This is a genomic window from Streptomyces himalayensis subsp. himalayensis, from assembly GCF_013778455.1.
Classification (GTDB): domain Bacteria; phylum Actinomycetota; class Actinomycetes; order Streptomycetales; family Streptomycetaceae; genus Streptomyces; species Streptomyces himalayensis.
On the sequence record NZ_JACEHE010000044.1, the window covers coordinates 21,883 to 46,104 of the forward strand.

At 70.3% G+C, this 24,222-nt stretch carries 26 protein-coding genes; 21 read left to right on the forward strand and 5 right to left on the reverse strand.

Features of this window, described 5'->3' with window-relative positions; genetic code table 11:
• Positions 1 to 7 precede the first annotated feature (7 nt).
• From H1D24_RS37770 to H1D24_RS37835, 14 genes are all read left to right on the forward strand, one after another.
• On the forward strand, positions 8 to 2,353 hold the full coding sequence (locus tag H1D24_RS37770) for a xanthine dehydrogenase family protein molybdopterin-binding subunit (RefSeq protein ID WP_181662263.1): 2,346 nt from the start codon (positions 8 to 10) through the stop codon (positions 2,351 to 2,353).
• A complete protein-coding gene (locus H1D24_RS43845) occupies positions 2,350 to 3,228 on the forward strand; it encodes an FAD binding domain-containing protein (protein WP_181662264.1) in 879 nt (292 codons plus the stop codon). The genes H1D24_RS37770 and H1D24_RS43845 overlap by 4 nt, the downstream gene beginning before the upstream one ends.
• Positions 3,229 to 3,270: 42 nt before the next feature.
• Positions 3,271 to 3,777 carry a (2Fe-2S)-binding protein gene (locus tag H1D24_RS37780; RefSeq protein ID WP_181662265.1) on the forward strand — a complete coding sequence of 169 codons (507 nt, stop codon included), beginning with the start codon at positions 3,271 to 3,273 and terminating at the stop codon, positions 3,775 to 3,777.
• On the forward strand, positions 3,774 to 4,466 hold the full coding sequence (locus H1D24_RS37785; RefSeq protein WP_181662266.1) for an SRPBCC family protein: 693 nt from the start codon (positions 3,774 to 3,776) through the stop codon (positions 4,464 to 4,466). The genes H1D24_RS37780 and H1D24_RS37785 overlap by 4 nt, the downstream gene beginning before the upstream one ends.
• A 105-nt stretch (positions 4,467 to 4,571) precedes the next feature.
• Positions 4,572 to 5,408: a mycofactocin-coupled SDR family oxidoreductase gene (locus tag H1D24_RS37790; RefSeq protein ID WP_181662267.1), complete on the forward strand. Its 837-nt coding sequence runs from the start codon at positions 4,572 to 4,574 to the stop codon at positions 5,406 to 5,408.
• Positions 5,405 to 6,595: a cytochrome P450 gene (locus H1D24_RS37795; RefSeq protein WP_181662268.1), complete on the forward strand. Its 1,191-nt coding sequence runs from the start codon at positions 5,405 to 5,407 to the stop codon at positions 6,593 to 6,595. The genes H1D24_RS37790 and H1D24_RS37795 overlap by 4 nt, the downstream gene beginning before the upstream one ends.
• Positions 6,596 to 6,619: 24 nt before the next feature.
• On the forward strand, positions 6,620 to 6,856 hold the full coding sequence (locus H1D24_RS37800) for a ferredoxin (RefSeq protein ID WP_181662269.1): 237 nt from the start codon (positions 6,620 to 6,622) through the stop codon (positions 6,854 to 6,856).
• 324 nt (positions 6,857 to 7,180) lie between these two features.
• Entirely contained in the window at positions 7,181 to 7,846 is a 666-nt protein-coding gene (locus H1D24_RS37805) for a TetR/AcrR family transcriptional regulator (protein WP_309484594.1), read from the forward strand.
• A gap of 41 nt (positions 7,847 to 7,887) precedes the next feature.
• Positions 7,888 to 8,673 (forward strand): SDR family oxidoreductase, encoded by a 786-nt coding sequence (locus H1D24_RS37810; protein ID WP_181662271.1) that lies wholly within the window; start codon positions 7,888 to 7,890, stop codon positions 8,671 to 8,673.
• Positions 8,670 to 9,446 carry an SDR family oxidoreductase gene (locus tag H1D24_RS37815; protein WP_181662272.1) on the forward strand — a complete coding sequence of 259 codons (777 nt, stop codon included), beginning with the start codon at positions 8,670 to 8,672 and terminating at the stop codon, positions 9,444 to 9,446. The genes H1D24_RS37810 and H1D24_RS37815 overlap by 4 nt, the downstream gene beginning before the upstream one ends.
• Positions 9,447 to 9,510: 64 nt before the next feature.
• Positions 9,511 to 10,338, forward strand: a complete 828-nt coding sequence (locus H1D24_RS37820) for an NAD(P)-dependent oxidoreductase (protein WP_181662273.1) — start codon at positions 9,511 to 9,513, stop codon at positions 10,336 to 10,338.
• A 113-nt stretch (positions 10,339 to 10,451) separates the two neighbouring features.
• Positions 10,452 to 11,933, forward strand: coding sequence for an aldehyde dehydrogenase family protein (locus H1D24_RS37825; RefSeq protein ID WP_181662274.1), 1,482 nt, complete (start codon positions 10,452 to 10,454; stop codon positions 11,931 to 11,933).
• A gap of 33 nt (positions 11,934 to 11,966) precedes the next feature.
• Positions 11,967 to 12,734 (forward strand): carboxymuconolactone decarboxylase family protein, encoded by a 768-nt coding sequence (locus tag H1D24_RS37830; RefSeq protein ID WP_181662275.1) that lies wholly within the window; start codon positions 11,967 to 11,969, stop codon positions 12,732 to 12,734.
• 47 nt (positions 12,735 to 12,781) lie between these two features.
• Positions 12,782 to 15,337, forward strand: coding sequence for a family 78 glycoside hydrolase catalytic domain (locus H1D24_RS37835; RefSeq protein WP_309484595.1), 2,556 nt, complete (start codon positions 12,782 to 12,784; stop codon positions 15,335 to 15,337).
• A gap of 62 nt (positions 15,338 to 15,399) precedes the next feature.
• On the opposite strand, the gene H1D24_RS37840 is transcribed toward H1D24_RS37835, so the two are convergent.
• The 4 genes from H1D24_RS37840 to H1D24_RS37850 form a co-directional block, all read right to left on the reverse strand.
• A complete protein-coding gene (locus tag H1D24_RS37840) occupies positions 15,400 to 16,332 on the reverse strand; it encodes an NADP-dependent oxidoreductase (protein WP_181662276.1) in 933 nt (310 codons plus the stop codon).
• Positions 16,333 to 16,506: 174 nt separating this feature from the next.
• Positions 16,507 to 16,761, reverse strand: coding sequence for a zinc-binding dehydrogenase (locus H1D24_RS44295; RefSeq protein WP_374064578.1), 255 nt, complete (start codon positions 16,759 to 16,761; stop codon positions 16,507 to 16,509).
• Positions 16,644 to 16,916: a dihydrofolate reductase family protein gene (locus H1D24_RS44300; RefSeq protein WP_374064569.1), complete on the reverse strand. Its 273-nt coding sequence runs from the start codon at positions 16,914 to 16,916 to the stop codon at positions 16,644 to 16,646. The genes H1D24_RS44295 and H1D24_RS44300 overlap by 118 nt, the downstream gene beginning before the upstream one ends.
• A 140-nt stretch (positions 16,917 to 17,056) precedes the next feature.
• Positions 17,057 to 17,710 carry a GTP cyclohydrolase II gene (locus H1D24_RS37850; RefSeq protein WP_258564648.1) on the reverse strand — a complete coding sequence of 218 codons (654 nt, stop codon included), beginning with the start codon at positions 17,708 to 17,710 and terminating at the stop codon, positions 17,057 to 17,059.
• 93 nt (positions 17,711 to 17,803) lie between these two features.
• Here H1D24_RS37850 and H1D24_RS37855 point away from each other — a divergent pair, with 93 nt between their 5' ends.
• The 7 genes from H1D24_RS37855 (at position 17,804) to H1D24_RS37885 (ending at position 23,787) form a co-directional block, all read left to right on the forward strand.
• A complete protein-coding gene (locus tag H1D24_RS37855; RefSeq protein WP_181662278.1) occupies positions 17,804 to 18,343 on the forward strand; it encodes a MarR family winged helix-turn-helix transcriptional regulator in 540 nt (179 codons plus the stop codon).
• A gap of 52 nt (positions 18,344 to 18,395) precedes the next feature.
• Positions 18,396 to 18,647, forward strand: a complete 252-nt coding sequence (locus H1D24_RS37860; protein WP_181662279.1) for a hypothetical protein — start codon at positions 18,396 to 18,398, stop codon at positions 18,645 to 18,647.
• Positions 18,648 to 18,781: 134 nt separating this feature from the next.
• A complete protein-coding gene (locus tag H1D24_RS37865) occupies positions 18,782 to 19,588 on the forward strand; it encodes an IclR family transcriptional regulator (protein ID WP_181662280.1) in 807 nt (268 codons plus the stop codon).
• A 157-nt stretch (positions 19,589 to 19,745) separates the two neighbouring features.
• A complete protein-coding gene (locus tag H1D24_RS37870; RefSeq protein ID WP_181662281.1) occupies positions 19,746 to 20,696 on the forward strand; it encodes a PDR/VanB family oxidoreductase in 951 nt (316 codons plus the stop codon).
• Between the two features lie 103 nt (positions 20,697 to 20,799).
• Positions 20,800 to 22,014 carry a cytochrome P450 gene (locus H1D24_RS37875; protein ID WP_181662282.1) on the forward strand — a complete coding sequence of 405 codons (1,215 nt, stop codon included), beginning with the start codon at positions 20,800 to 20,802 and terminating at the stop codon, positions 22,012 to 22,014.
• Positions 22,015 to 22,072: 58 nt separating this feature from the next.
• On the forward strand, positions 22,073 to 23,158 hold the full coding sequence (locus H1D24_RS37880) for an S-(hydroxymethyl)mycothiol dehydrogenase (protein ID WP_181662283.1): 1,086 nt from the start codon (positions 22,073 to 22,075) through the stop codon (positions 23,156 to 23,158).
• On the forward strand, positions 23,155 to 23,787 hold the full coding sequence (locus tag H1D24_RS37885; protein WP_181662284.1) for an MBL fold metallo-hydrolase: 633 nt from the start codon (positions 23,155 to 23,157) through the stop codon (positions 23,785 to 23,787). The genes H1D24_RS37880 and H1D24_RS37885 overlap by 4 nt, the downstream gene beginning before the upstream one ends.
• 60 nt (positions 23,788 to 23,847) lie before the next feature.
• Here H1D24_RS37885 and H1D24_RS37890 read toward each other — a convergent pair.
• On the reverse strand, positions 23,848 to 24,222 hold a 375-nt coding region (locus H1D24_RS37890), incomplete at its 5' end, for a phenylalanine--tRNA ligase beta subunit-related protein (protein ID WP_258564649.1).

Genomic DNA, 24,222 nt, shown 5'->3' on the forward strand with positions numbered 1-24,222 from the left:
CAGACCGATGACACGAACCGTGGGCGACGCGACCTACGTCGGCACGCGCACCTTACGAGTTGAGGATCTACGACTTCTGACCGGCACCGGCACGTACGTCGACGACGTCATACGCCCCGGAATGCTCCACGCCTGCTTCGTCCGCAGTCCGATGGCCCGGGCCCGCATCCTCGGCATCGATGTGTCGGAGGCGTCACAACTCGACGGCGTGCACGCTGTGTTCGTCGCACAGGACCTCAACCCCGGTGTGCGCGAGCAGTGGTACACCTTGAATGGACCGGACGACCCCGACACCCCCCGGCCGCCGCTTGCGGAGGGCGAGGTCCGGTTCGTCGGGGACCCGGTGGCGATGGTCGTGGCCGATGACCGCTACATCGCCGAGGACGCGGCCGAGCTGGTGGTCGTCGACTACGACCCGCTGCCCCCGGTCGTTGATTACGCGACGGCCCTCGACTCCACCGAATCAGTGCACGCCGACCGGCCCGGCAACCTCGTCGGTCAACTCGGCGGACGCCCCATGGCGGACCTCGAACCGGTCTTCGAGAACGCGCCGCACGTGGTCAGCCAGACCGTGTACCAGCAGTCCCACGGGCCGGTCCCGATGGAGACCCGGGGGATCGTCGCCGAATGGGCCGCAGCGGGCGGGGAGATGACGATCTGGGCGGCGACCCAGTCCCCGCACGAGGTCCGGTCCTTCTGCGCGCGCCTCCTCGGCATCGCCGAGCACCGGGTGCGCGTCGTGATGCGGGACACCGGCGGCGGGTTCGGGCAGAAGGTGCTGCCGCAGCGCGAGGACATGTGCGTCATGCTCGCCGCCACCAAGCTGCCCGCCGCTCTCAAGTGGATCGAGGACCGGCAGGAACACCTCCTCGCGGCCGGGCAGGCGCGCCACGAGCACGGCGAGGCACGGATGGCCTTCGACGACGACGGCAGAATCCTGGCCGCGACGCTCGACCACGTCCAGGACGCGGGCGCCTACCCGACACCGTCGCCCGTGCAGAGCGGTGTGGCGGTCGGCATGCTCTTTCCCGGCCCCTACCGGATCCCTGAGGGCACGTTCTCGTCGCGGTTCGTGTTCTCCAACACCAGCGGGCGGGTCGCCTACCGAGGACCCTGGCAGTACGAGTCGATGGCCCGCGAGACCCTGCTGGACACCGCCGCTCGGCAACTGTGCCTCGACCCCGTGGAGTTACGGCGCCGCAACATGCTCAGCCGTGACGAGCTTCCCACGGCGAACTTCAACGGCATGCCCTACGACCACATCTCCCCGCGCGAGACCTTCGAACAGGCTCTGAAGATGCTCGACTACGAGGCGTTCCGCCGGGAACAGGCGCGGGCCCGGGAGCAAGGGCGCTATCTGGGCGTCGGGACCTGCACGTACGTCGAACCCACCGCGGGCGCCACGCCGTTCCACGCCACCGAGGGAGCGACGATACGCATCGAGCCCTCCGGCAAGGTCAACGTGTACGTGGCAGGGGGGTCGTGTGGCAACAGTCTGGAGACCACGGTCGTCCAGCTGACCGCCGACGCGCTCGGCGCCGCCATCGAGGACGTCAGCACCGTGCAGGGCGACACAGCCGTCACCCCGTACGGCGCCGGCACCGGCGGAAGCCGGTCCGGGCCCATGACGGCGGGCGCGATCGCCCGGACGGCCGGGGAGCTGCGGGAGCGGATCCTCGCGATCGCGGCACACAAGCTCGAAGTACCCGCTGAGGAAGTGGAGTTCATTCGTGGGCGGGCGACATCGAAGAGAAGCGGCGGCGCCGGGCTCACCCTCGCCGAGATCGCCGACATCGCGTACTACCAGGTCCACGCCCTGCCGCCCGGAGTACCGGCCGGGCTCGAGGCGAGCGGCCGCTACCACACCCCGCACCTGATGATCTGGGCGAACGCGACGCACGTGTGCACATGCGAGGTCGACGTGGTGACCGGAGAGGTGACCCTGCTCCGGTACATCGTCAGCGAGGACTGCGGCCCGATGATCAACCCGAGTGTCGTGGAAGGCCAGATCTTCGGCGGCACCGTGCAGGGGATCGGCGGCGCGCTCTACGAGCATCTGGCCTACGACGAGGACGGCAACCCCGTCTCGACCACGTTCATGGACTATCTGCTGCCCACGGCCACCGAGGTGCCCGTCATCGAGGTGGGGCACGTCGAGACGCCCAGCCCTGGACCCGGCGGCTACAAGGGAGTCGGCGAGGGCGGTGCGATCGGCTCCGCGCCGGCCGTCGTCAACGCGGTGGCCGACGCGCTCGCACCCTTCGGCGTCCGGATCAGCCGCCTGCCGCTCACACCGTCGTCCATCGTGGGCCTCCTGGAGGAAGCCCGGGCACGGCAGGCGGTGACCCGGTGAAGCCCGCACCCTTCACGTACCACGCGCCGGCTGGCGGGGACGAAGCAGTCGGTCTGCTGGCCGAGCTGGGAGAGGAGGCGAAGGCCATCGCGGGAGGGCAGAGCCTCGTCCCCATGCTGGCCCTGCGCCTCGCAGCCTTCGGGCACCTCGTCGACCTGCGCCGCCTGGACGAGCTGCGGGGCATCGAGCGGCGTGGCGACGGCACGGTCTGGATCGGGGCGGGCACCACCCAGGCCACCGTCCAGCGCTCCGACGAGGTCCGCGCCGCCGTCCCGCTCCTTGCCCGCGCCACCCCTCTCATCGGCCACTTCCAGATCCGCAGCCGCGGAACGGTGGGTGGTTCGCTCGCGCACGCCGACTCCGCGGCCGAGTACCCCGCGGTGGCACTGACGCTGGACGCCGAGCTGGAGGCACTGTCGCCACGAGGCCGCCGCACCATCCCGGCGGAGCGTTTCCTGACCGGCATGTGGAGCACGGCGCTGGCCGAGGACGAGCTGCTGACCGGCGTCAACTTCCCGGTGTGGAAAGGCCGTTGCGGCTTCGCGGTCGAGGAGTTCGCCCGCAGGAGCGGGGACTTCGCCATCGCCGGGGCGACGGTCGCGCTCCGCGTGGACGGCGACGGCCGCCTCGACCGGTGCGCCATCGGCCTGTTCGGACTCGGCGCGACCGCGATACGGGCCCGGGGCACCGAGGCCGCGCTCATCGGTTCCGACCCTGCCGAAGCCGATGCCGAGGAGATCGTGCGGTCCGCGACCGAAGGCCTCGACTCCGTCCCGTCCGATCTGCACGGGTCGGCCCCCTACCGCACACGCGTGGGTGCCGCCATGGTCACCCGCGCCTGGCGACGCGCCGTACAGGAGGCACTCCATGGCTGACGTGGACACCGTCGACATGACGCGCCGTACAGGAGGCACTCCATGACTGACGTGGACACCGTCGACATTCACGTACGCGTCAACGGAACCAGCCGCCGGGCGAGCGTACCGCCCCGGCTCACCCTCGCCGACTTCCTCCGCGTGAACTGCGGCCTGACCGGCACGCACCTCGGCTGCGAGCACGGCGTCTGCGGCGCATGCACGGTGCTGCTCGACGGGGAAGCCGTCCGCGCCTGCCTGGTGTTCGCCGTGCAGGCCCACGACGCGGAGGTGACGACCGTCGAGGGGCTCGCCGGGCCGGACGGTGAACTCTCCACCGTCCAGGCGGCGTTCCGCGAGCACCACGGCCTGCAGTGCGGATTCTGCACACCTGGCTTCGTCGTCTCGGTCACCGCGTTCCTGGCCGAGAACCCCAAGCCCACCGACGAGGAGATCCGCGAGGCCCTGACCGGGAACCTGTGCCGCTGCACCGGCTACCAGGGGATCGTGAACGCGGTCCGGGCCGCCGCCGACACCGCGGGTACCACCGTGACGGAAGGCCCGGCATGAAACTGGAGAACACCCTCAGCATCCCCGTCGCCGTGGAGGACGCCTGGCGGGTCCTGCTCGACGTCGAGCGCGTCGCGCCCTGCGTTCCCGGCGCGACCCTCACGGCCAGCGACGGTGACGAACACCGCGGCAGGATCAAGGTCAAGCTGGGCCCGATCGGTCTCACCTACAACGGCACCGTCACCTTCCTGTCGCGCGACGAGCAGGCCCGGATCGTGGTCCTGGAAGCGGGCGGTCGGGAGGCGCGCGGAAACGGGACCGCGAAGGCCCTGGTGACCTGCCGCCTGACCGACGCCGGCGACGACCGCACCGACGTACACGTGGAGACCGAGCTCAACATCACGGGCAAGCCGGCCCAGTTCGGCCGCGGCACGCTCGCCGAGGTGTCCGGAGCGCTGATGGACCGCTTCGCCGAGAACCTCGCCGCCGAACTCGCCGCGAACGCCCCCGAGGCCCCGGCGTACCGCGCGGCGGACGCAGGTATGTCGCCGGAGGCCCCGGCCGGCTCACCGGAACGGATGCCCGGCGACGAGCACCCGGCCCCTGCCCGGCACACGCCTGCCGCCCCGCTCGACCTCATCGACGCCACCGGCGCCGGAGCGCTCAAACGCGTCGCACCGATCGCGGCTGCCGCCGCCCTGCTGATCTTCGCCCTCGGCCTGCTCGGCCGACGACGGCACCACCGGTGACTCGTCGGCACCACCGGTGACCGGACCGCGCACGTCCGCCGCACCGTGAGCACGCCCTCAGTACGCCCTGTCACGTCCTTCAACCCAGGAACGAGGTACACCACCATGCCCGGACGAGTCGAAGGAAAAGTCGCCTTCATCACCGGCGCGGCGCGCGGCCAGGGACGCAGCCACGCGATCCGCCTCGCCGAGGAGGGCGCCGACATCATCGCCGTCGACGTCTGCAAGCAACTCGACGGCGTCACGTTCGCCATGTCCACTCCGGAGGACCTGGAGGAGACGGTCAACCAGGTGCAGAAGCTGGGCCGGCGCATCGTCGCCGTACAGGCGGACGTACGCGACCACGACGCGCTCAAGGCCGCCGTGGACGACGGTGTGGCGCAGCTGGGCCGACTGGACATCGTCTGCGCCAACGCGGGCCTCGGCAGCGACGGCGCGCGCCTCCACGTCATGGACGAGAAGACCTGGCGCGACATGATCGACGTCAACCTGACCGGCGTCTGGCTCACCACCAAGGTCTCCGTCCCGCACATCATCGCGGGCGGCAGGGGCGGCTCGGTCATCCTGACCAGCTCCGTCGGCGGTCTGCGCGGCCACGCGAACATCGGGCACTACATCGCCGCCAAGCACGGTGTCGTAGGCCTGATGCGCACGCTCGCCTGGGAGCTGGGCGAGCACAACATCCGCGTCAACTCGCTCCATCCCACCCAGGTCAACACGCCGATGGTGATGCACGAGGAGACGTACCGGATGTTCCGCCCGGACCTGGAGAACCCCACCGTCGACGACTTCGCCGCCGTCTCGCAGGGCATGCACCTGCTGCCCACCCCCTGGGTCGAGCCGCGCGACATCAGCAACGCGGTCCTCTACCTCGCCTCGGACGAGGGCCGCTTCGTCACCGGAGCCACGATGACCATCGACGCGGGAGCCATGCTGAAATGACCACCGCCGAGCCCGTCTACTGGGACCCCTTCGACGCGGCACTCGCCCGCGACCCCTACCCCCTGTACGCCCGCCTGCGCGAGGAAGCCCCGCTCTACTACAACGACCGGCACGACTTCTACGCGGTCAGCCGGTACACCGACTGCCAGCGCGGCCTCGCCGACTGGCAGACCTTCTCCTCCGCGCGCGGCGACATCCTCGAGATCATCCAGGCCAACATCGAGCTTCCGCCGGGCACCCTGATCTTCGAGGATCCGCCCGTCCATGACATCCACCGTCGGCTGCTCGCCCGCCTCTTCACCCCGCGCCGGATCGCCCAACTGGAGCCGCAGATCCGGGCCTTCTGCGAGCGCGTGCTGGAACCCGTGGCCGGCGCCGAGCGGTTCGACCTCGTCGAGGCCGTCGGCGCCGAGATGCCGATGCGGGTGATCGGGATGCTCCTCGGTATCCCGGAAGCCGACCAGCCGACCTACCGCGACCGCACGGACGCCGCCCTGGAAACCGAGGACGGCGGCCGGATCGACCACGAGGAGATCCTGATCACCGAGGGTTTCCAGGAGTACCTCGAGTGGCGCAAGAAGCACCCCTCCGACGACCTCATGACCGAGCTCATGACCGCCGAGTTCGAGGACGAGACGGGGCAGCGGCGCACGCTCACCGACGAGGAGGTCCTCACCTACTGCTCGGTGGTGGCGGGCGCAGGCAACGAGACGACGGGACGCCTGATCGGCTGGTTCGGCGCGCTGATGGCCCGCTACCCCGAGACCCGGCGGGAACTGGTCGCCGACCCCTCCCTCATCCCGAACGCCATCGAGGAGATCCTGCGCTTCGAGCCGACCGGTCCGTTCACCGCCCGCTATGTGACCAAGGACGTGGAGTTCCACGGCGGCACCGTGCCGGCCGGCAGCGCCATCCTCTTCATCCAGGCCGCCGCCAACCGCGATCCCCGGCGCTTCGACGACCCCGACCGGTTCGACATCCACCGGGTCTCCCAGCACATGTCGTTCGGCGTCGGCGCCCACTACTGCCTGGGTGCCGCGCTGGCCCGTCTGGAAGGAAAGGTGGCGGCGGAGGAGATCCTGCGGCGCTTCCCGGACTGGGAGGTGGACTGGGACGCCGCGGAGCTGGCCCAGACCTCCACCGTGAGGGGCTGGAAGACGCTGCCGCTCGTCATCCGAGGAGCCTGAGGAGCTGAGCGGCTGAGGAGCCTGATGATGACGGATCGTTGGAAAGTCACGGTCGACCCGCGGGTGTGTGTCCGTACGGGGCTGTGCGCGGCCTCCGCGCCGAAGGAGTTCGAACTCGACGAACGCGGACAGGGTCGCGCGACCTCCGAGACCCTGCCCGCCTCGGAGGAGGTCCTCGAAGTCGCCGAGTCCTGCCCGATCGAGGCGATCTCCATCGCCGACGCGGACACCGGGAAAGCGATCTTTCCGCCGGAGTCATGAACGTGGGGCCGGGCGGCTCATGGGACATCGCATTCCGTACCGCCCCGGCCTGATTCTTTCCGGGCCCGTCGTTCGGTAGTCCCCTTGAGAAGGGAAACGCGTGCGCCGAAAGCAGTCAGCCGTGCGCCGACGGATGGTGCTGTCGGCCTTCTCGCCATGCGTCCGCCGAGAGCATACGGCGGGATCGTTGAACGCCCGGATCGCGCACCTGCCTGATTGCTAAGGCAGTTGACTTCGCCGATGTGGCGTGATTCGATGCCCGCCGTAAGACGGAAATTCCGTTCTCGATCATGTGAAACGTCACTCTCCAAGGGGTTCGGTGTCGTGGTGCAACCGTCCGTGAAGGAGCAGATCGTCCTGGCTGCCGAGCGCCTGTTCGCCGAGCATGGCCTCGACGGGGCGTCCCTGCGCCAGATCAGCGCGGCCGCCGGGAACGGCAACAACACGGCAGTCCAGTACCACTTCGGCTCGAAGGAACGCCTGGTCCAGGAGATCTTCGAGTACCGTCTGCCGGGCCTGAACGAGCGACGCAGGCTGCTGGTCGCCCGTCGGCGCCCGGACGACCTCAGGTCGTGGGTGGAGTGCCACATCCTGCCGATCCTGGAACAGGGCGAGCAGGAGGGCAGCCACTACCTGAGCTTCGTCGCGATGCTGCAGCAGTACGGCCGCAGGGACGTCTTCGAGCGTCTCCCCGGCGAGCTGAGCCGGCCCACGACCGACTTCGTCGAGCGCGTCGGCGCGCTGCTGGGGCACATTCCCGAACCCCTGCGCAGCCACCGCATCGCACAGGCCCTGGCGTTCGGCGTGCACGCCGCGTCTGAACGCGAGCGGACCCGTGAACGCGGTGGGAACGTGCTGCCGTTCGCCGTTCATGTCGGGGACCTGCTCGACGGCCTGGTCGGCTTCCTCGAAGCCCCCGTGTCCCCGGCGACATCGTCCGTGGCCGGGGAGACCGACCTGCCGGCACTGGCCCTGCCGCTCCACCCGTGAGCATCCGCCTTCCCATCGGCGAGCAGAGGAAGGACCGTCCGATGAGCATCGATCTGCACAACGCCGTGGCGGTGATCACCGGCGCCGGCAGCGGGATCGGCCGCGCCACCGCCCACGCCTTCGCCCGGCGCGGCGCGCGGGTGGTGGTCACCGACCTCGTCGGCGAGCGGGCGCACTCCGTCGCCGACGAACTCGGCTCCCACGGCGTCGCCACGGTGTGCGACGTCACCAGCCTCGACGACCTGCAAGCGGTCCGGGACCTGGCCCTCGACCACTTCGGCCGCATCGACCTGATCATGAACAACGTCGGGATCCTGGCCGTCGGCCCCGTCGAGGACATCCCCCTCCACGCGTGGCAACGCGTCGTCGACGTCAATCTGCTGAGCGTGGTGCGCAGCAACCTCGTGTTCCTCCCGGTCCTGTTGGAGCAGGGGGCGGGCCACGTGGTCAACACCGCCTCCACGGCGGGCCTGTTGCCCTACGGATTCGACCGACTGCCGTACACCGCGACCAAGCATGCGGTCGTCGGGCTGTCCGAGGCGCTCGCGCTGTACCTGCGCCCGCGCGGCATCGGCGTCTCGTGCCTGTGCCCGGCCGGCGTGGCCACCAACATCGTCGAGCAGATCGCCTTCTACGGGCAGCCGGCGCCGCCCCGCGGGCCGAGCTTCCCTGTCCTCGATGCCGACTCGGTCGGTGAACTCGTCGCCGACGGCGTCACGCAGAACCGCTTCCTCATACTCACCGCACAGGAGGCCGCCGACGAACTTCGCGAGCGCGGACGTGATGTCGACGCCTACCTGTCCCGTCTGACGAAGGACGTCCCATGAGCAGCACACTCGACAGGCTTCGCCTGGACGGCAAGGTCGCCGTCGTCACCGGCGGTGCCGGCGCCATCGGCCAGGTCTACGGCCGGGCGCTGGCCGAGGCCGGCGCCGCCGTCGTACTGGCGGATCTCAACGGCGAAGGCGCCGAGAGCGCCGCCTCGGCCCTGGCCTCCGATGGTCTGCACGCGCTCGGCGTGCAGGTCGACATCACCGACCGCGCCTCGGCGGCCGACATGGCCAAGAAGACGGCCGCCGCCTTCGGCGGCATCGACATCCTGGTGAACAACGCCGCGCTCATGGCCGAGATCCCCCAGGTCGACATCCTCGACCTGCCCATGGACTGGTTCGACCGGGTCATGCGCGTGAACGTGTTCGGCGCGGTCGTGTGCGCGGGAGCAGTCAAGGCGTCGATGGCCGAGCGCGGCGGCGGACGGATCATCAACCAGGTGTCCGCCGGCGCCTTCATGGGCGGAGGCGTCTACGGGATCAGCAAGCTCGCCCTGGTCAACCTCACCGTCGGCCTCGCACGCTCGCTCGGCCCGCTGGGCATCAACGTCAACGCCATCGCGCCCGGCCTGGTCGAGAACGAACCGGGCCTGCGCAGCCTGCCGGCCGACCATCCCGCACGCGCCGCGCTGGCGGCGTCGATCCCGGGCAAGAAGTCCGCGCCCGCGGAAGACCTGCTCGGCACGCTGCTCCTGCTGGCCTCCCCTGCCGGCGAGTGGATCAACGGTCAGGCGATCAGCGTCGACGGCGGCTGGGTCACGCGGCTGTGACCGGCATATCCCTGCCACGCACGGGCCGGAGCATCCGAAAGGGCGCGCAGAGGAAGGGACATCCATGACACGAGTCGGCTTCATCGGGCTGGGCAGCCAAGGTGCGCCGATGGCCCGCCGCATCACGGAGGAGTCGTTTCCCCTGACGCTGTGGGCACGTCGCCGCGCGTCCACGGATGCGTTCGCCGACACCGCTGCCACCGTGGCCGCCACACCGGCCGAGCTGGGGGCCGCGAGCGACATCGTGTGCCTGTGCGTCGTCGCCGACGCCGACGTCGAGGACGTGCTCCTACGGCCCGACGGCGTCCTGGCGGGCATGGCTCCCGGTGGAGTCGTCGCCATCCACTCGACGATTCACCCCGACACCTGCTGGCACATCGCCGACGAGGCCGCCAAGCGCGAGGTCGCCGTCGTGGACGCCCCGGTCAGCGGCGGGGGCGGTGCCGCCACGGAACGCAGGCTCCTGGTGATGGCCGGCGGACAGGAGCCCGACGTCGCACGCTGCCGCCCGGTGTTCGAGACCTTCGCCGACCCGGTGATCCACCTCGGCCCATTGGGCACCGGCCAACTCGCCAAGGTGCTCAACAACTTGGTGTTCACCGCGCAGGTCGGCCTGTCACTGGACACCTTCTCCTTCGCCGACGGTCTCGGCATGGACCGCGCCGCGGTAGCGCAGGTGCTGGCGCACGGCAGCGGCGGCAGCCGGGCGGCGGCCATTCTGGCCGCGTCGGGCTTCAACACCGCCGGGCTGCGCCAGGCCCTGCCGCTGCTGCGCAAGGACGTCGGCATCATGCTCGACGTCGCCGATACGGCCGAAAACCCCCGGCCCCAGACGCTCGCGGACCTCGCCGCGCACACCCTGTCGGCACTGGACGAGCCTCTGGCGCCCTGAGCACCGCACCCATCGCGTGTCGGACCCGTCCGCCGCGCCGCACGGCGCGGACGCCCCATGAACGGCGGCTCCCGCGCACCGCCCCATCCGGACGAGAACAAGGCGGAACCGACATGACTTCCTCCACAACCGTGTCCCACGACCTCGGCACCACCGGCCCCCTCGTCGACGGCACCTGGCTCGACCGGACGTCAGCCGGCCAGATGGACCACATCAACCCCGCGACCGCCCGTGCGAACGGCACCGTACTGTTGAGCGGACCGCAGGAGGTCGACGCAGCCGTCGCCGCGGCCAAAGCAGCCTTTCCCTCATGGCGGGCGATGTCCCCGGACGAACGCCGACGCATCCTCCAGCGCGTGGAGGAACTGATGCGGGAGCGCGTCCCCGAGCTCGGGCGGCTCAACACCCTCGAACTCGGCGTCCCGTTCACGACGTCCGCGGCCCTGGCCTACCTGTGTGCAGGATGGTTCGGCTACTACGCAGGCTGGGCCGACAAGATCGAGGGCGCGACGATTCCGCCGAGCCCGCGGATGGTCCCGGGCCTCGACTACACCGTCCCGGAACCGTACGGGGTCATCGGAATCATCCTGACCTGGAACGGTCCGATCATGTCGGTCGGCATGAAGATCGCTCCCGCGCTCGCCGCCGGGAACTGCGTTGTGGTCAAGTCCCCCGACCTGGCCCCTTTCACCGTGGCCCGGTTCGCCGAGATCGCCCTGGAGGCCGGGCTCCCGCCCGGAGTGCTGCACATCGTGCCCGGCGGCCCCGAGGCCGGCGACCGGCTGGTCCGCCACCCCGACGTCGCGAAGATCTCCTTCACCGGAGGGATCCCGACCGCGAAGAAGATCCTCGACGCGGCCCGCCACACCCTCAAGCCGGTCCTGCTGGAACTGGGTGGCAAGACGGCCAACGTCGTCTTCCCCGACGCGGATCTCGACGCGGCCGTCGCGGAGACGGTCCGGTCCTGCTACACCCTCTCCGGACAGGGCTGCAACCTCACCACCCGCATGCTGGTCCACCGCGACGTCTACGACCGGGTGGTCCGCTCCACCGCCGAGGCGGCGGCCGCGCTGCGCGTCGGGGACCCCTTCGACCAGGGCACGGCACTCGGCCCGGTCATCGGCAAGACGGCCCACGAGCGCATCCTCGGCATGATCGAACGGGCGGCCAAGGACAGCAGGGTGGTCGTCGGTGGCCGCCCCGCCGACCCATCGGCGCTGGCACCGGAGATCCGTGACGGTTACTTCATCGAACCGACGGTCCTGGCCGACGTGGACCCGCACAGCGAGGTGGGCCAGCAGGAGGTGTTCGGCCCGGTGCTGTCGGTCATCCCCTTCGACAGCGAGGACGAGGCGGTCGAGCTGGCCAACTCCACGCCCTACGGCCTCGGCACCGCCGTACAGACCCGTGACGTGTCGCGGGTGCAGCGCATCGTGCCCCTGCTCCAGTCGGGCACCGTGCTCGTCAACGGTGCCTCGGGCCAGCCGCCGGGCGCCCCGTTCGGCGGCTACAAGCACAGCGGCTACGGCCGCGAAGGCGGCAAGGAGGGCCTCTACGAGTTCCTCCAGACCAAGAACGTCTTCATCCGCGCATGAGGACATCCCGAACCCGGGCCTCAGGAGGCACCCATGGACGGCACCCACGCGGCACGGACCGTGACCGAGGTCATGGCCACCGCCGAACCACCCGCGGCGACCACCCCGTTCGGCCGGGCCTCACGTGACTACCTCTTCGGCGAGGTGTGGTCGCGTCCCGGACTGAGCCGCCGGGACCGGCGATGGGTCACGCTGACGTGCGTGGCCGCCGCCGACTCCCCCGGGCCCATCGAGGAGCACGTCCATGCGGCACTCGCCAGCGGCGACATCAAGCTCGAGGCCCTGCTGGAGTTTGTCCTGCACTTCGCGGTGTACTGCGGGTGGCCCAAAGCGTCCCACCTGGAGGGCGCGATCGCCCGGCAGTGGGACCGCGTCCACCGCGAGCGCGGTGAGGAGACCCCGCCGTGGCCGCAGCTGCCGAACGACACCCTCGGCCCCGGCGTGTGGGACGAGCGGCTCAAGCGCGGTGTGGAGGAGTTCATCGACGTCAACCTCATGCCCGCACCGCCCACGAACTCGCCGTACCGGCACGCCGGCATCCTCAACTTCGTCTTCGGGCACGTCTGGCAGCGGCCCGGGCTGACCCGCCGGGAGCGTCGGATCGTCACCGTCGCCAGCGTCGCCCTCGACGACTCGCCCGTCCCGCTGCAGACACATGTCACCGCCGCGCTCCACTCAGGTGACCTCACCAAGGTGGAAATGGACGAGATCGTGCTGCAGTTCGCCGCGTACTACGGATTCGCCAAGGGGGAGGCACTCGCGGACGCGGTCGAGACGGCGTGGGCGTCCAAGCCCGACTGACGACGTTCCTGCGACCAAAGCATTGTGCCTCGGCACAGGAGAACGCCGTGCTGCCGATCGCCACCCCGGCACCGGTGCTGCGCCGCGCGTTCACCCTGCCCCGAGGGCGCAGCATCGCCAAGGCCCGTCTGCACCTGAGCGCCGCCGGCAATGTCACCTTCACCGTCAACGGCGACCCGATCACCGTCGACGGCAAGCGGGCAGCGCAGGACGGGACCAAGGTGCCCCGGCTGCTCACCGACCAGAGCACCTACGACCGTACGGTCCTGTACGACACCTTCGACGTCACCGCGTTGCTGGAGACCGACGGGGAGAACGTCGTGGCGGCCGAGCTCGGACGCGGCTGGTACGGGGTGACGACGCCCCAGGAGTGGTACTGGCAGCTCGCCCCCTACGCCGGCCAGCCCCGCCTGCGCGCGAAGCTCGTCGTGACCTACAGCGACGGCTCCGCCACCACGTTGGTCACGGACGAGAACTGGCTCAGCGCGGACGGGCCCACGACGTTCGACTCCGTCTACTCGGGCGAGAAGTACGACGCCCGGCGCGCGGACCAGCTGGGGGAGTGGCGCTCGCCCGGCTACAGGACCGGCCGCGACTGGCGCCCGGCCACCGTGCTGATCCAGCCAGGCAGCTGCGCAGGCCCCTCGCCGAAGCACCACGGCGCGCTGCCGGCCACGACGGTTCCCGAGGGCTTCAAGCCTGCCGTCGTACGGGCCCACGAGGCGGAGCCGGTGCTGGTCAACCAGACGCTGCGCCCGGTCTCGATCACCGAGACGGCGCCCGGCTCGGGGATCTGGGTCCTGGACTACGGCCAGATCCTGACGGGCTTCGTCCGCCTGCAGCTCACCGGCATACGCCCCGACAAGGAGGGCCTCACCCTGCGGCTCCGCGGCGGCAACCGGATCGTCGCCGGCGATGGCACGGCCGCCTCCCCGCTCTCCGTCGAGGAGGAGAACTTCCAGCACGACGCCAATCTCCAGACGCACTACTACACCCTCAGCAGGCGGTCGACGCAGACCTGGGAACAGCAGTTCAGCCACTTCGGCTTCCGCTACCTGGAAGTCATGAACCTCGAGGCGGTCCTCGGGCGAGCCCCCGACCTCACCCGCGACGCGGACCTGCTGACCGTCGACGTCGCCCGCACCGGCTTCGCCCGCACCGGCACCTTCACCACGGACAACGCCCTGCTCAACCGCCTCCAGCGCAACCTGGAGTGGGCCGAGCAGAACAACCTCGTCCAGAAGCCCACCGACACCCCGTCACGGGAGAAGAACGGCTGGACCGGCGACGCCATGGCCAGCTCCGAGTCGGAGTCCCTCACCTGGGACGTCAACGCCGTCTTCACCAACTGGCTGCGCCACTTCCCCGACAACCAGATCTCCACCGGTCAGCTCCCCATGATCGTCCCCCTCGGCAAGGGCGGATTCGGCTACGACCACACCCCCGGCTGGAACGCCGCGTGGAAGGCGGTGCCCGCCTGGGACTCGGCGTACTTCGTCATGCCGTGGGAGCTGTACACGTACTACGGCAACAGCAGCCTGTTCGAGGAGCTTTACGACCACCAGGACAGGCTCCTGAAGTACTACGAGACGCTGTTCACCGCCGAGAACGACTTCAAGTTCGAAGCCTCCCTCGGCGCCTACTCCGGCGCCGAGAGCCCCGGCAACAACGCCGTCATCAGCCTCGCCTTCTACATCCACTTCTGCGACTACATGGACGAGGTGGGCCGGGGGCTCGACCGTACCGAACGCGCCGCGCACTACGCGAAGTTGGCGCGGACCCTCCGCAAGGCGTTCATCGCGAACTACTGGGACACGTCCAAGGGCTACTTCACCCAGGGCAGCATCTCCAGCGAGAACGCCATGGCCATCGCCTTCGACCTGGTACCCGGCTCGGACCTGAACCACGACGACCCACGCCACCTGGCGGGCACGAAGACGCTCGCCGAGAACAAGAAGGCCCTCGCCAAGCTGCTCGCCGACCGCATCGTGGCCGCGGACCAGCACATCCAGAACGACATGTACGGCTCACGCTACGAGTTCAACATCCTCAGCGAGTACGGCTACACGGACGTTGCGTTGAAGGCCGTCACGCAGACCGGCATGCCCGGCTACGTCCACCAGATCGCCAGGGGTGCCACCTCGCTGTGGGAGCAGTGGAACGACAGGCTCTCGGTCAACCACCACTACCGCTCCAACGTGGCCACCTGGTTCTACCAGAGCCTGGCCGGCATCAAGCCGACCTCGACCGCCTACGAGTCGCTGCGCATCCGTCCGTACATCCCCTCGGCCGCGGTCAACAGCCGAGTCCCGAAGGACACGCAGGACACCGAGCTGTCACCCGCGACCCTCGACCACGTCAGCGCCTCCATCGAAACCGTGCGCGGCAAGGTGTCCTCGGAATGGCACCGCCGCCCGGACGGCAGGATCGACCTCGCGGTCACCATCCCGTACAACACGGAGGCCGAGATCTGGGTCCCCACCCAGGACAAGCCCGTCACCGCGCCCCGGGGCGTCGCGTTCGTCCGTGACGACACCTCAGGCGGTGCGGCCTACAAGGTCTACCGGGCCCGGGCGGGGTCGTACCGCTTCAACGCCGGGTGACATGACGACCAGGGAGTCCCGGAGGGCCGGACGGTCACTCCGGGGCTCGCTCTCGGCCTCGGTCAGGGGATCAGGACGATCTTGCCCCGGGTGTGCCGCTGCTCCAGCTCCCCGAAGGCGTCGGCCACGCGGTCGAGCGGATACGTGGCGGCGATCGGAAGCTCGACGGCACCCGAGGCGACGAGATCGACGAGCTCCACCAGGATCTCGCGTGCGGTCGCGTTGTGGCGGCCGTCGGTCTTGGCGCCGATTTCCGCCGCACGTTCCATGGCGACGGTCGTCTGGATGCGGTCCGGCTTGATGCCGAGAGCGACCGCGAGGTCGAGGTACTCCGGCCCGTAGAGGTCGATGAACGCCTCGATTCCGCCCGCTCCCGCCGCCTGCTGGAGACGCTCCCGAAGGCCTTCTCCGTACGACACCGGTATGACACCGTGCTTGTCCAGCCACTCGGCGTTGGCCGACGAGGCGATGCCGAGCACGCGCACGCCCCGAGCGGTGAGCATCTGCACGAGGAACGAACCGACCCCGCCCGCGGCGGCGGACACCGCGACCGTCTCCCCGGGCTGGGGAGCGACGGCGCGCACGGCCGCGTAGGCCGTGGCGCCGACCATGTGCAGGGAGCCCGCTGCCTCCCAGCTCACCTGAGGCGGTTTTGCCACCAACCGGTCCGCAGGGACAGCCGCATGCGTCGCCTGTGTGCCTGCAACCGGCGTCCAGCCCAGAACCTCGTCGCCGACGGCCAACCCGTCCACCCCGGCACCGACGGCCACGACGACCCCGGCGAGGTCGCTGCCCTGGCCGGAGGGGAAGTCCACTGGGAACAGATCTCGGATCACCCCGGAGCGGATCATCGTGTCGAAGGGGTTGATGCCGGCGGCACGGACCTCGACGACGACTTCCCCGGGCCCTGGCTCGGGCATCGGGACATCGGTGACGTACAGCACGTCACGATCGCCGTACCGGTCGAAACGCACAGCCTGTGCCGTTCGGTTCATCAGGGTTCCTCCGTGAATACCCCCGCCTTCAAGCGGGGGAGGAAACGGACTCCTGCGGAGCAGGGCCGGGGAAAGCCGATTCGCCGCCAGGGCGGATCGGCGTCCACCACGGCGGGCAGAGGGCCGAGAGTCGCCCGCCCTCCGTCCGCGCGTCCGAGCCTCGTGACGGCGTCGTCAAGGGACGATGACGGTCTTTCCGGTGGCGTGGGCGGCGAGGGCCTTGGCGACGATGGCCGGGGCGTCGGCGAGCGGGACTTCCGCGTCGATGCGGACGCGCAGTTCCCGGGTGGCGGCGAGTTCGGCGAGTGTCGTCAGCGTCTCGGCGGTGGGACGGTTGCCGAGGTTGACGCCGAGGATGTCGCGGGCGGCCAGAGCCGGTCGGTGCCGTCCTCGGCGAAGAAGGCGGCATGCGGGTCGATGTCTCCGGATGCGGTCAGGACGACTCGCGCGGGGGACGCCGATCGCCCCCGTGAGCGGCGTTCAGCGCGTCGGCGGATGGAGCGTACCCGGAGACGGGGGTTGTCCGAGCGCAGTGTGCCTGCCCCGGTGAGGACGGCATCGGCCCAGGCCCGGAGGGCGTCCACCCGCTACCGGTCCTCGGCGTTGGACAGGACGAGGCGCTGGTTGCCGGCGTCGTCGAGGTAGCCGTCGAGGGACATCGCACAGGAGAGCACCACATGCGGATGTGCGGTCATGGGAGTGTCCGACGTGTCTGTTGCGAGGGTCAGCCGGCCAGGCTCGGCACCGGCGCGAGGGCGATGGTGTGGTGGGTGTGCTGGACCTTGGCGTGCAGGTAGCGCAGGTTGCTGGGCGTGGTGTGCACGCCCGTGGGGACGGTCCGGGTGACCGAGATGCCGAGGTCGCCCAGCTGCCGTGCCTTGTCGGGGTTGTTGGTGAGCAGATTCAGTTCGGTGATGCCGAGGGCGGTGAGCATCTGGGCGGCGGCGGTGTAGTCGCGGGCGTCCTCGGGCAGGCCGAGGGCCAGGTTGGCCTCGTAGGTGTCCAGGCCCTGGTCCTGCAGGGCGTAGGCGTCGAGCTTGTTGTACAGGCCGATGCCGCGGCCTTCCTGGCGGAGGTAGAGCAGGACGCCTCCGGTGTCGGCGATGCGCTCGGTGGCCTCGCGTAGCTGGGGTCCGCAGTCGCAGCGCGCGGAGCCGAAGACGTCACCGGTGAGGCATTCGGAGTGCAGACGCACCAGCGGGGTGGCAGTGGCGGCCGGGTCTCCCAGGATCAGGGCGACGTGCTCGGCGCCGTCGGCCAGGCCGTCGAAGGTGACCACCTCGGCCGTCACCTGGTAGCCGTCGGAGAAGCGCAGCGGGATGCGGACCTGGGTGCGGACGGTGGCGGTGGCGGTGGCGGCGGCGGTGCTGGTGGTCATGGCGTCTCCCGTGGCGTTAGGTGATTCAAATTTGAACGCGCCATTGACGATATAGGATGGAGTTCCAATTTGAACAACTGCGAGAGGTGTGACGTGGGTCATACGCGATGGCTGAACGAGGAGGAGAAGCGTGCCTGGACGGCCTTCACCACCGCGCACGCGCTGCTGTACCGGCACCTGGAGCAGCGGCTCAAGCGCGATTTCGGCCTGTCCGGCCTGCAGTACGAGATCCTCGCCCGGCTCAGCGGGGCTCCGGACCGGGAACTGCGGATGGCCGAACTGGCCTGCGCCCTGGTCAACTCCAAGAGCGGGCTGACCTATCAGATCGGGCAGATGGAGAAGGCCGGGCTGGTGCGCCGGCGCTCCTGTCCGAGTGACGAGCGTGCGGTCTACGCCGTTCTCACCGACGAGGGCATGGCTCTGCTGGAGCGGGCGGCGCCCGGCCATGTGGGCCTGGTCCGGGAACTGCTCATCGATGTGCTCACGCCCGACCAGGTGCGGGCACTCGCCGACGGACTCGGCGAAGCGAGCCGCCGCATGGCCGCCGGACCCGGCGAAGCGAGCCCTCCCGTGGCCGACGGGACCACGTGCTCGGGTCCTGGCCCTGAGGTCGCTGCCGGCCTCGATGCGTGAAGGCCGGCCGCGGCCGGCCCTTACCGCGCAGCCGAGCGTCCGGTGCCTGTCCGTGCTGGTACCGGCCCGCATGGCGTGCCGGTACCAGCACGCTGCGGACCGAGACCGTGCTGCGCCGCCGGATGGAGCGGCCGACTCGGTGCTGCTCGCCGAGCTGGGCCTGGAAGGCGGCGCGGTTGGCACGCCCCGGCGCCCGGATCAGGCTGTCGTCGTCGTGTTGGGGGACCTGGGCAAGCGGTCGGCCACCTTCACCCGGCGCGAGGGCGGCAAGGTCGTCGAGCAGCTCCGGTTCGCCGCGGTCTAGGGCCGCGCCGGGACCGGGGTCACCCTCGGCTGCGTCGGCGGATGCGGGTGCAGCCGAGTCCTGCGCCAGCCGAGCTGGTCGTACGGCGCCTTCCGTGGGGTTGACGTGTCTGGAAGGAATCCGATGATGGCGAGGTGAGGACACAGAACGGCGAGTCGGTTCTGGCAAGGGTCGTGCGGATTTTCGAGGCGTTCACGCCGGAGGAGTCGGCCCTGACCGTCTCGGAGATCTCCCGCCGTACGGGGCTGCACGTGGCGACGGGGTCGCGGCTGGTGGCCGAGCTGGTCTCGTACGGGTTCCTGACCCGGGACGCCGACCGCCGGGTCCGTATCGGCATGCGCATGTGGGAACTCGCCACACGGGCCTCGCCCACCCTGTCGCTGCGCAACGCGGCCATGCCGTTCATGGAGGGCGTCCACGACGTCGTCGGCCATCATGTGCAGCTCGGTGTGCTGGACGGCGACGAGGTGCTGTTCCTGGAGCGGCTGACGGCACCGGGCGCGGTCATCAACTACACCCGCATCGCGGGCCGCCTTCCGCTGCATGCCTCCTCCAGCGGTCTGGTCCTCCTGGCCCACGGGCCCGCGGACCTGCGCCGGCGGATGCTCGACGAGCCTCTGCACCGCTACACCCCGAACACTCCCGCCACTGCCGCGGGGCTGCGGGCCGTGCTGGCCGAGGTGCGTCGGCGGGGGTACGCGTACTGCCCTGGGTACGTGCACCCGGACGCCCTGGGCATCGCGGCGCCGGTGCGTGACGCGCGCGGTGAGGTGGTGGCCGCGCTGGCGGTCATCGTCCCCAACGAGGCCGGGGCCACGTCCGTCGTGCCGGTGGTGCGGACCGCGGCACGCGGGATCTCCCGTGCGCTGGGAGCCCCTGACACCTCGGGACAGCGCCGGGATCCCGGTGGCTCACGTGACGGCAGTGCAACGGCCGTATGACAGTCGGCGGAAGTTCGTCTCTCACTGGTTGAGAATGCCGTCGCGACCGTCCGTCGCCGCCCCGCATCCTGCCTGCAACCCAACGACGGGAGGCGACAACGTGGTCGGAAGCAGCGTGGTTGCGGATGCCGGGTCCGGCGTCGGCGCAGGACGGTCGATGCCGGGAAACGCGGCGACTCTGACGGTCTCCGTGAAGGAGGACGTCGCCGAGGGCGTCGTGTCACTCACCCTCGCCCGTCCGGACGGTGCCCGGCTGCCGGACTGGACGCCGGGCTCCCACATCGACCTGGTGCTGCCGGAAGGGACGACCCGGCAGTACTCCTTGTGCGGCGACCGATGGGACGCGCACACCTACCGGATCGCCGTACTGAGGGAGCCCGCGGGCCGGGGCGGATCCGCGTATGTGCATGATCGGCTGCGGCCGGGGGACCGGGTCGGGGTTGGCGGCCCGCGCAACCACTTCCCCCTCGTGCCGTCGGAGAAGTATCTCTTCATCGCGGGCGGCATCGGCATCACCCCGCTGCTGCCCATGGTGCGCCAGGCCGAACTGCTCGGCGCCGACTGGCAGTTGCTGTACGGCGGCCGGACCCGGGCGTCGATGGCCTTTCGTGAGGAGCTGACGGAGGCCTACGGCGAGCGGGTGCACGTCGTCCCGCAGGACGAACTCGGGCTGCTGGACCTCGCGACCTGGCTGGGCACCCCGCGCCCCGACACCAAGGTGTACTGCTGCGGTCCCGCCCCGCTGCTCGCCGCCGTCGAAGCGGCCTGCGCCGCCTGGCCGCCGTACGCCCTGCGGGTCGAGCGCTTCACCTCCGCCGCGCAGACCGCGCCGGTGCGGGACACGCCGTTCGAGGTGGAACTGCGCCGCACCGGACGCACGGTCACCGTCACCCCGGAGGTCTCGGTGCTCGATGCGGTGCGCCGCGCCGGAGCCGATGTGCTGTCCTCCTGCGAGCAGGGCACCTGCGGAACGTGTCTGACACCGGTGCTGGAGGGGCAGCCGGACCACCGGGACTCGGTGCTGGCCGACCATGAACGCGCGGCGAACGACTGCATGTTCCTCTGCGTGTCCCGCTCCTGCGGCGACCGTCTCGTTCTCGATCTCTGAGGTGCCCTCCACTCTCTGGACTTCCTTCGCTCTCTGAGACCGCTCTCTGAAACCGATCTCTGAGGCCGGCCTCTGAGATCCTTCACTTCCCCAAGGAGCCGTGATGACTGAGGCACTGGAGCGTGCCGTCGTGCCGCCCGTCAGTGACGCCGACCCGTTCGCCCACGAGGTCCTCCTGGACCCCGAACCGCTGCACCAGGCCCTGCGCGAGGCCGGTCCGGTCGTATACCTCTCGCGCTACGACGTCCATGCACTGGCCCGCTACGAGCAGGTGCACGCGGCTCTGGTGGACTGGCAGCGCTTCGAGTCGGGCTCGGGTGTGGGCCTGGCCAACTTCCGGCACGAGAAGCCGTGGCGGCCGCCGAGCCTGCTGCTGGAGGCCGACCCGCCCCGGCACGACGCCCCGCGCCGGATCCTGCGCGAGATCCTGGCCCCGCCCGCCCTGCGCCGCCTGCGCGCGTCGTGGGCGGCCGTGGCCGAGGAACTCGTCGATCAAGTCCTCGCCGAGGGAACCGAGTTCGATGCCTTCACCGCGCTGGCGGAGGCGTTCCCGCTGCGGGCCTTCCCGGACGCGGTGGGCCTCGGCCCGGACGGCCGGGAGAACCTCCTGCCGTACGGCAACATGGCCTTCAACGCCTTCGGCCCGCGCAACGATCTCGTCGCGGCCGACGCGCACCGCACGGCCGAGTTGTCCGCATGGGTGAACGCCCAGTGCCGGCGCGAGGCGCTGAGCGAGGACGGCTTCGGCGCGCAGATCTGGGCCGCCGCCGACCGCGGCGATCTGACGTACGAACAGGCGCCGTTGGTGGTGCGTTCGCTGCTCACGGCCGGCGTCGACACCACGGTGCACGGGCTGGCGGCCTGCCTGTACGCCTTCGCCACCCACCCCGGCGAGTGGCAACGACTGCGGGACCGGCCGGAGTTGGCACGTGCCGCGTTCGACGAGGCGGTCCGCTGGCAGTCGCCGGTGCAGACCTTCTTCCGTACCGCGACCACCGACGTCACCATCGCCGGCACGATCGTCCCCAAGGACACGAAGATCCTCATGTTCCTCGGGGCGGCCAACCGCGACCCGGACCGTTGGCATGATCCAGACCGCTTCGACCTCACCCGTGACCCCTCCGGCCACGTCGGCTTCGGCATGGGCCTGCACCAGTGCGTCGGCCAGCATGTTGCCCGTCTCGAGGCCGAAGCGTTGCTGACCGCCCTGGCCGACCGCATCGAGCGGATCGAACTCGCGGGCACACCGCACCGCCACCCCAACAACACCCTGCGCTCGTGGGCGTCCCTGCCCCTGCGCGTCCAGCCGACTGCCTGAACAGCCGTCGACATCGGCTCCGTCGCAAACATCTCTGCGGAAAGTGAAGGAACCAGCAATGTCCCAGCAGGTACGAGGCGTCGTCGCGCGGGCCAAGGGCGAGCCGGTCGGCATCGAGACGATCGTGATCCCCGACCCCGGGCCGGGGGAGGCGGTGGTGCGGATCCAGGCGTGCGGCGTGTGTCACACCGACCTCCACTACCGCGAGGGCGGCATCAACGACGAGTTCCCCTTCCTGCTCGGCCACGAGGCGGCAGGCGTCGTGGAGACGGTCGGCGAAGGCGTGACCGACGTCGAGCCCGGCGACTTCGTGATCCTCAACTGGCGTGCCGTGTGCGGCCAGTGCCGGGCCTGTCTGCGCGGTCGCCCCTGGTACTGCTTCGACACCCACAACGCGCGACAGAAGATGACCCTCACCGACGGCACCGAGCTGTCCCCGGCCCTGGGCATCGGCGCCTTCGCCGAGAAGACCCTGGTCGCGGCCGGGCAGTGCACCAAGGTCGACCCGGCCGCGGCACCGGCCGCCGCGGGTCTGCTGGGCTGTGGCGTGATGGCGGGCATCGGCGCCGCGATCAACACCGGCAACGTCGGCCGCGGCGACTCGGTCGCCGTCATCGGCTGCGGCGGTGTCGGCGACGCGGCCATCGCCGGGTCCCACCTGGCCGGCGCGGCGAGGATCATCGCGGTGGACATCGACGACCGCAAGCTGGAGACCGCCCGGGGGCTGGGCGCCACGCACACGGTCAACTCGCGCGAATCCGACCCCGTCGAGGCGATCCGCGAGCTGACCGGCGGCTTCGGCGCCGACGTCGTCATTGAGGCCGTCGGCCGCCCCGAAACCTACAAACAGGCCTTCTACGCCCGCGACCTGGCCGGGACGGTGGTCCTCGTCGGCGTGCCCACGCCCGAGTTGAAGCTCGAACTGCCGCTTCTCGACGTCTTCGGCCGGGGCGGGGCGCTGAAGTCGTCCTGGTACGGCGACTGCCTGCCCTCCCGGGACTTCCCCCTGCTGATCGACCTGTACCTCCAGGGCCGTCTGGACCTCGACGCGTTCGTCAGCGAGACGATCGCCCTGGACGGCGTCGAGGACGCCTTCGCCCGGATGCACAAGGGCGACGTGCTCCGCTCCGTGGTCGTGCTGTGACGGCCTCCCGTATCGAGCACCTGGTCACGTCCGGCACCTTCAGCCTGGACGGCGGCACCTGGGACGTCGACAACAATGTGTGGATCGTGGGCGACGACGAAGAGGTGATCGTCATCGACGCCGCCCACGACGCCGACGCCATCGCGGCCGCCGTCGGCGACCGGCATCTCAAGGCCATCGTGTGCACCCACGGCCACGACGACCACATATACGCCGCTCCCGCACTCTCCGACGCCACCGGTGCACCGATCCTGATCCATCTCGACGACCGGCTGCTGTGGAAACACACCCACCCGGAACGGAACCCGGACGGCCACCTCGCCGACATGCGCCGGATCAGCGTGGCCGGTATCGAACTGACCGTGCTGCACACTCCTGGACACACGCCGGGAGCGATCTCCCTGCACGCGCCGGAACTGGGCACCGTCTTCACCGGCGACACCCTGTTCGCCGGCGGACCGGGGGCCACCGGGCGGTCGTACTCCCACTTCCCGACCATCGTCCGTTCCATCCGCGACCGGCTGTGGGTGCTGCCGCCGGAAACGGTGGTCCGCACCGGCCACGGCGAGGACACCACCATCGGCACCGAGGCCCCGCATCTCCAAGAGTGGGTCGACCGGGGCTACTAGGCTGCAGAAGCGATCCCGCCCGGCCTGCTGACTCCTACGCCACAGCCTTGACGTGGCTCGTCAAGCGGCCTGAGGTTGTGCAGGGCTGAGGTAGTGCACGGCGGTCTGTTCGGCGTGCGGGGCGAGCAGGCCCTCGAGTTCGTCCGCTGCGACCTTGAGGAGGTCGCCGTCACGGGTGGCGTGGAGGGTTTCGAGGATGAAGGCGACGTGTGTGGAGTCCTCGGTGACGCGGGTGCGGTGGGCGTCGCGGTGGTTCCAGTGGCGGGTCAGGACGCCGGTGGTGTCCGCGTAGATGATCTCGCCGGGCTTGGGGTTCTCGACGGTGTCGGGTTCGCCGAGCGGGGTGAAGGACTCGGTGCCGTCCGCGTGGCGGATGACGACGTCGCCGGTGACGTTGTCCAGGTCGAAGGCGCCGGCGGTACGCCTTGCCGTCAC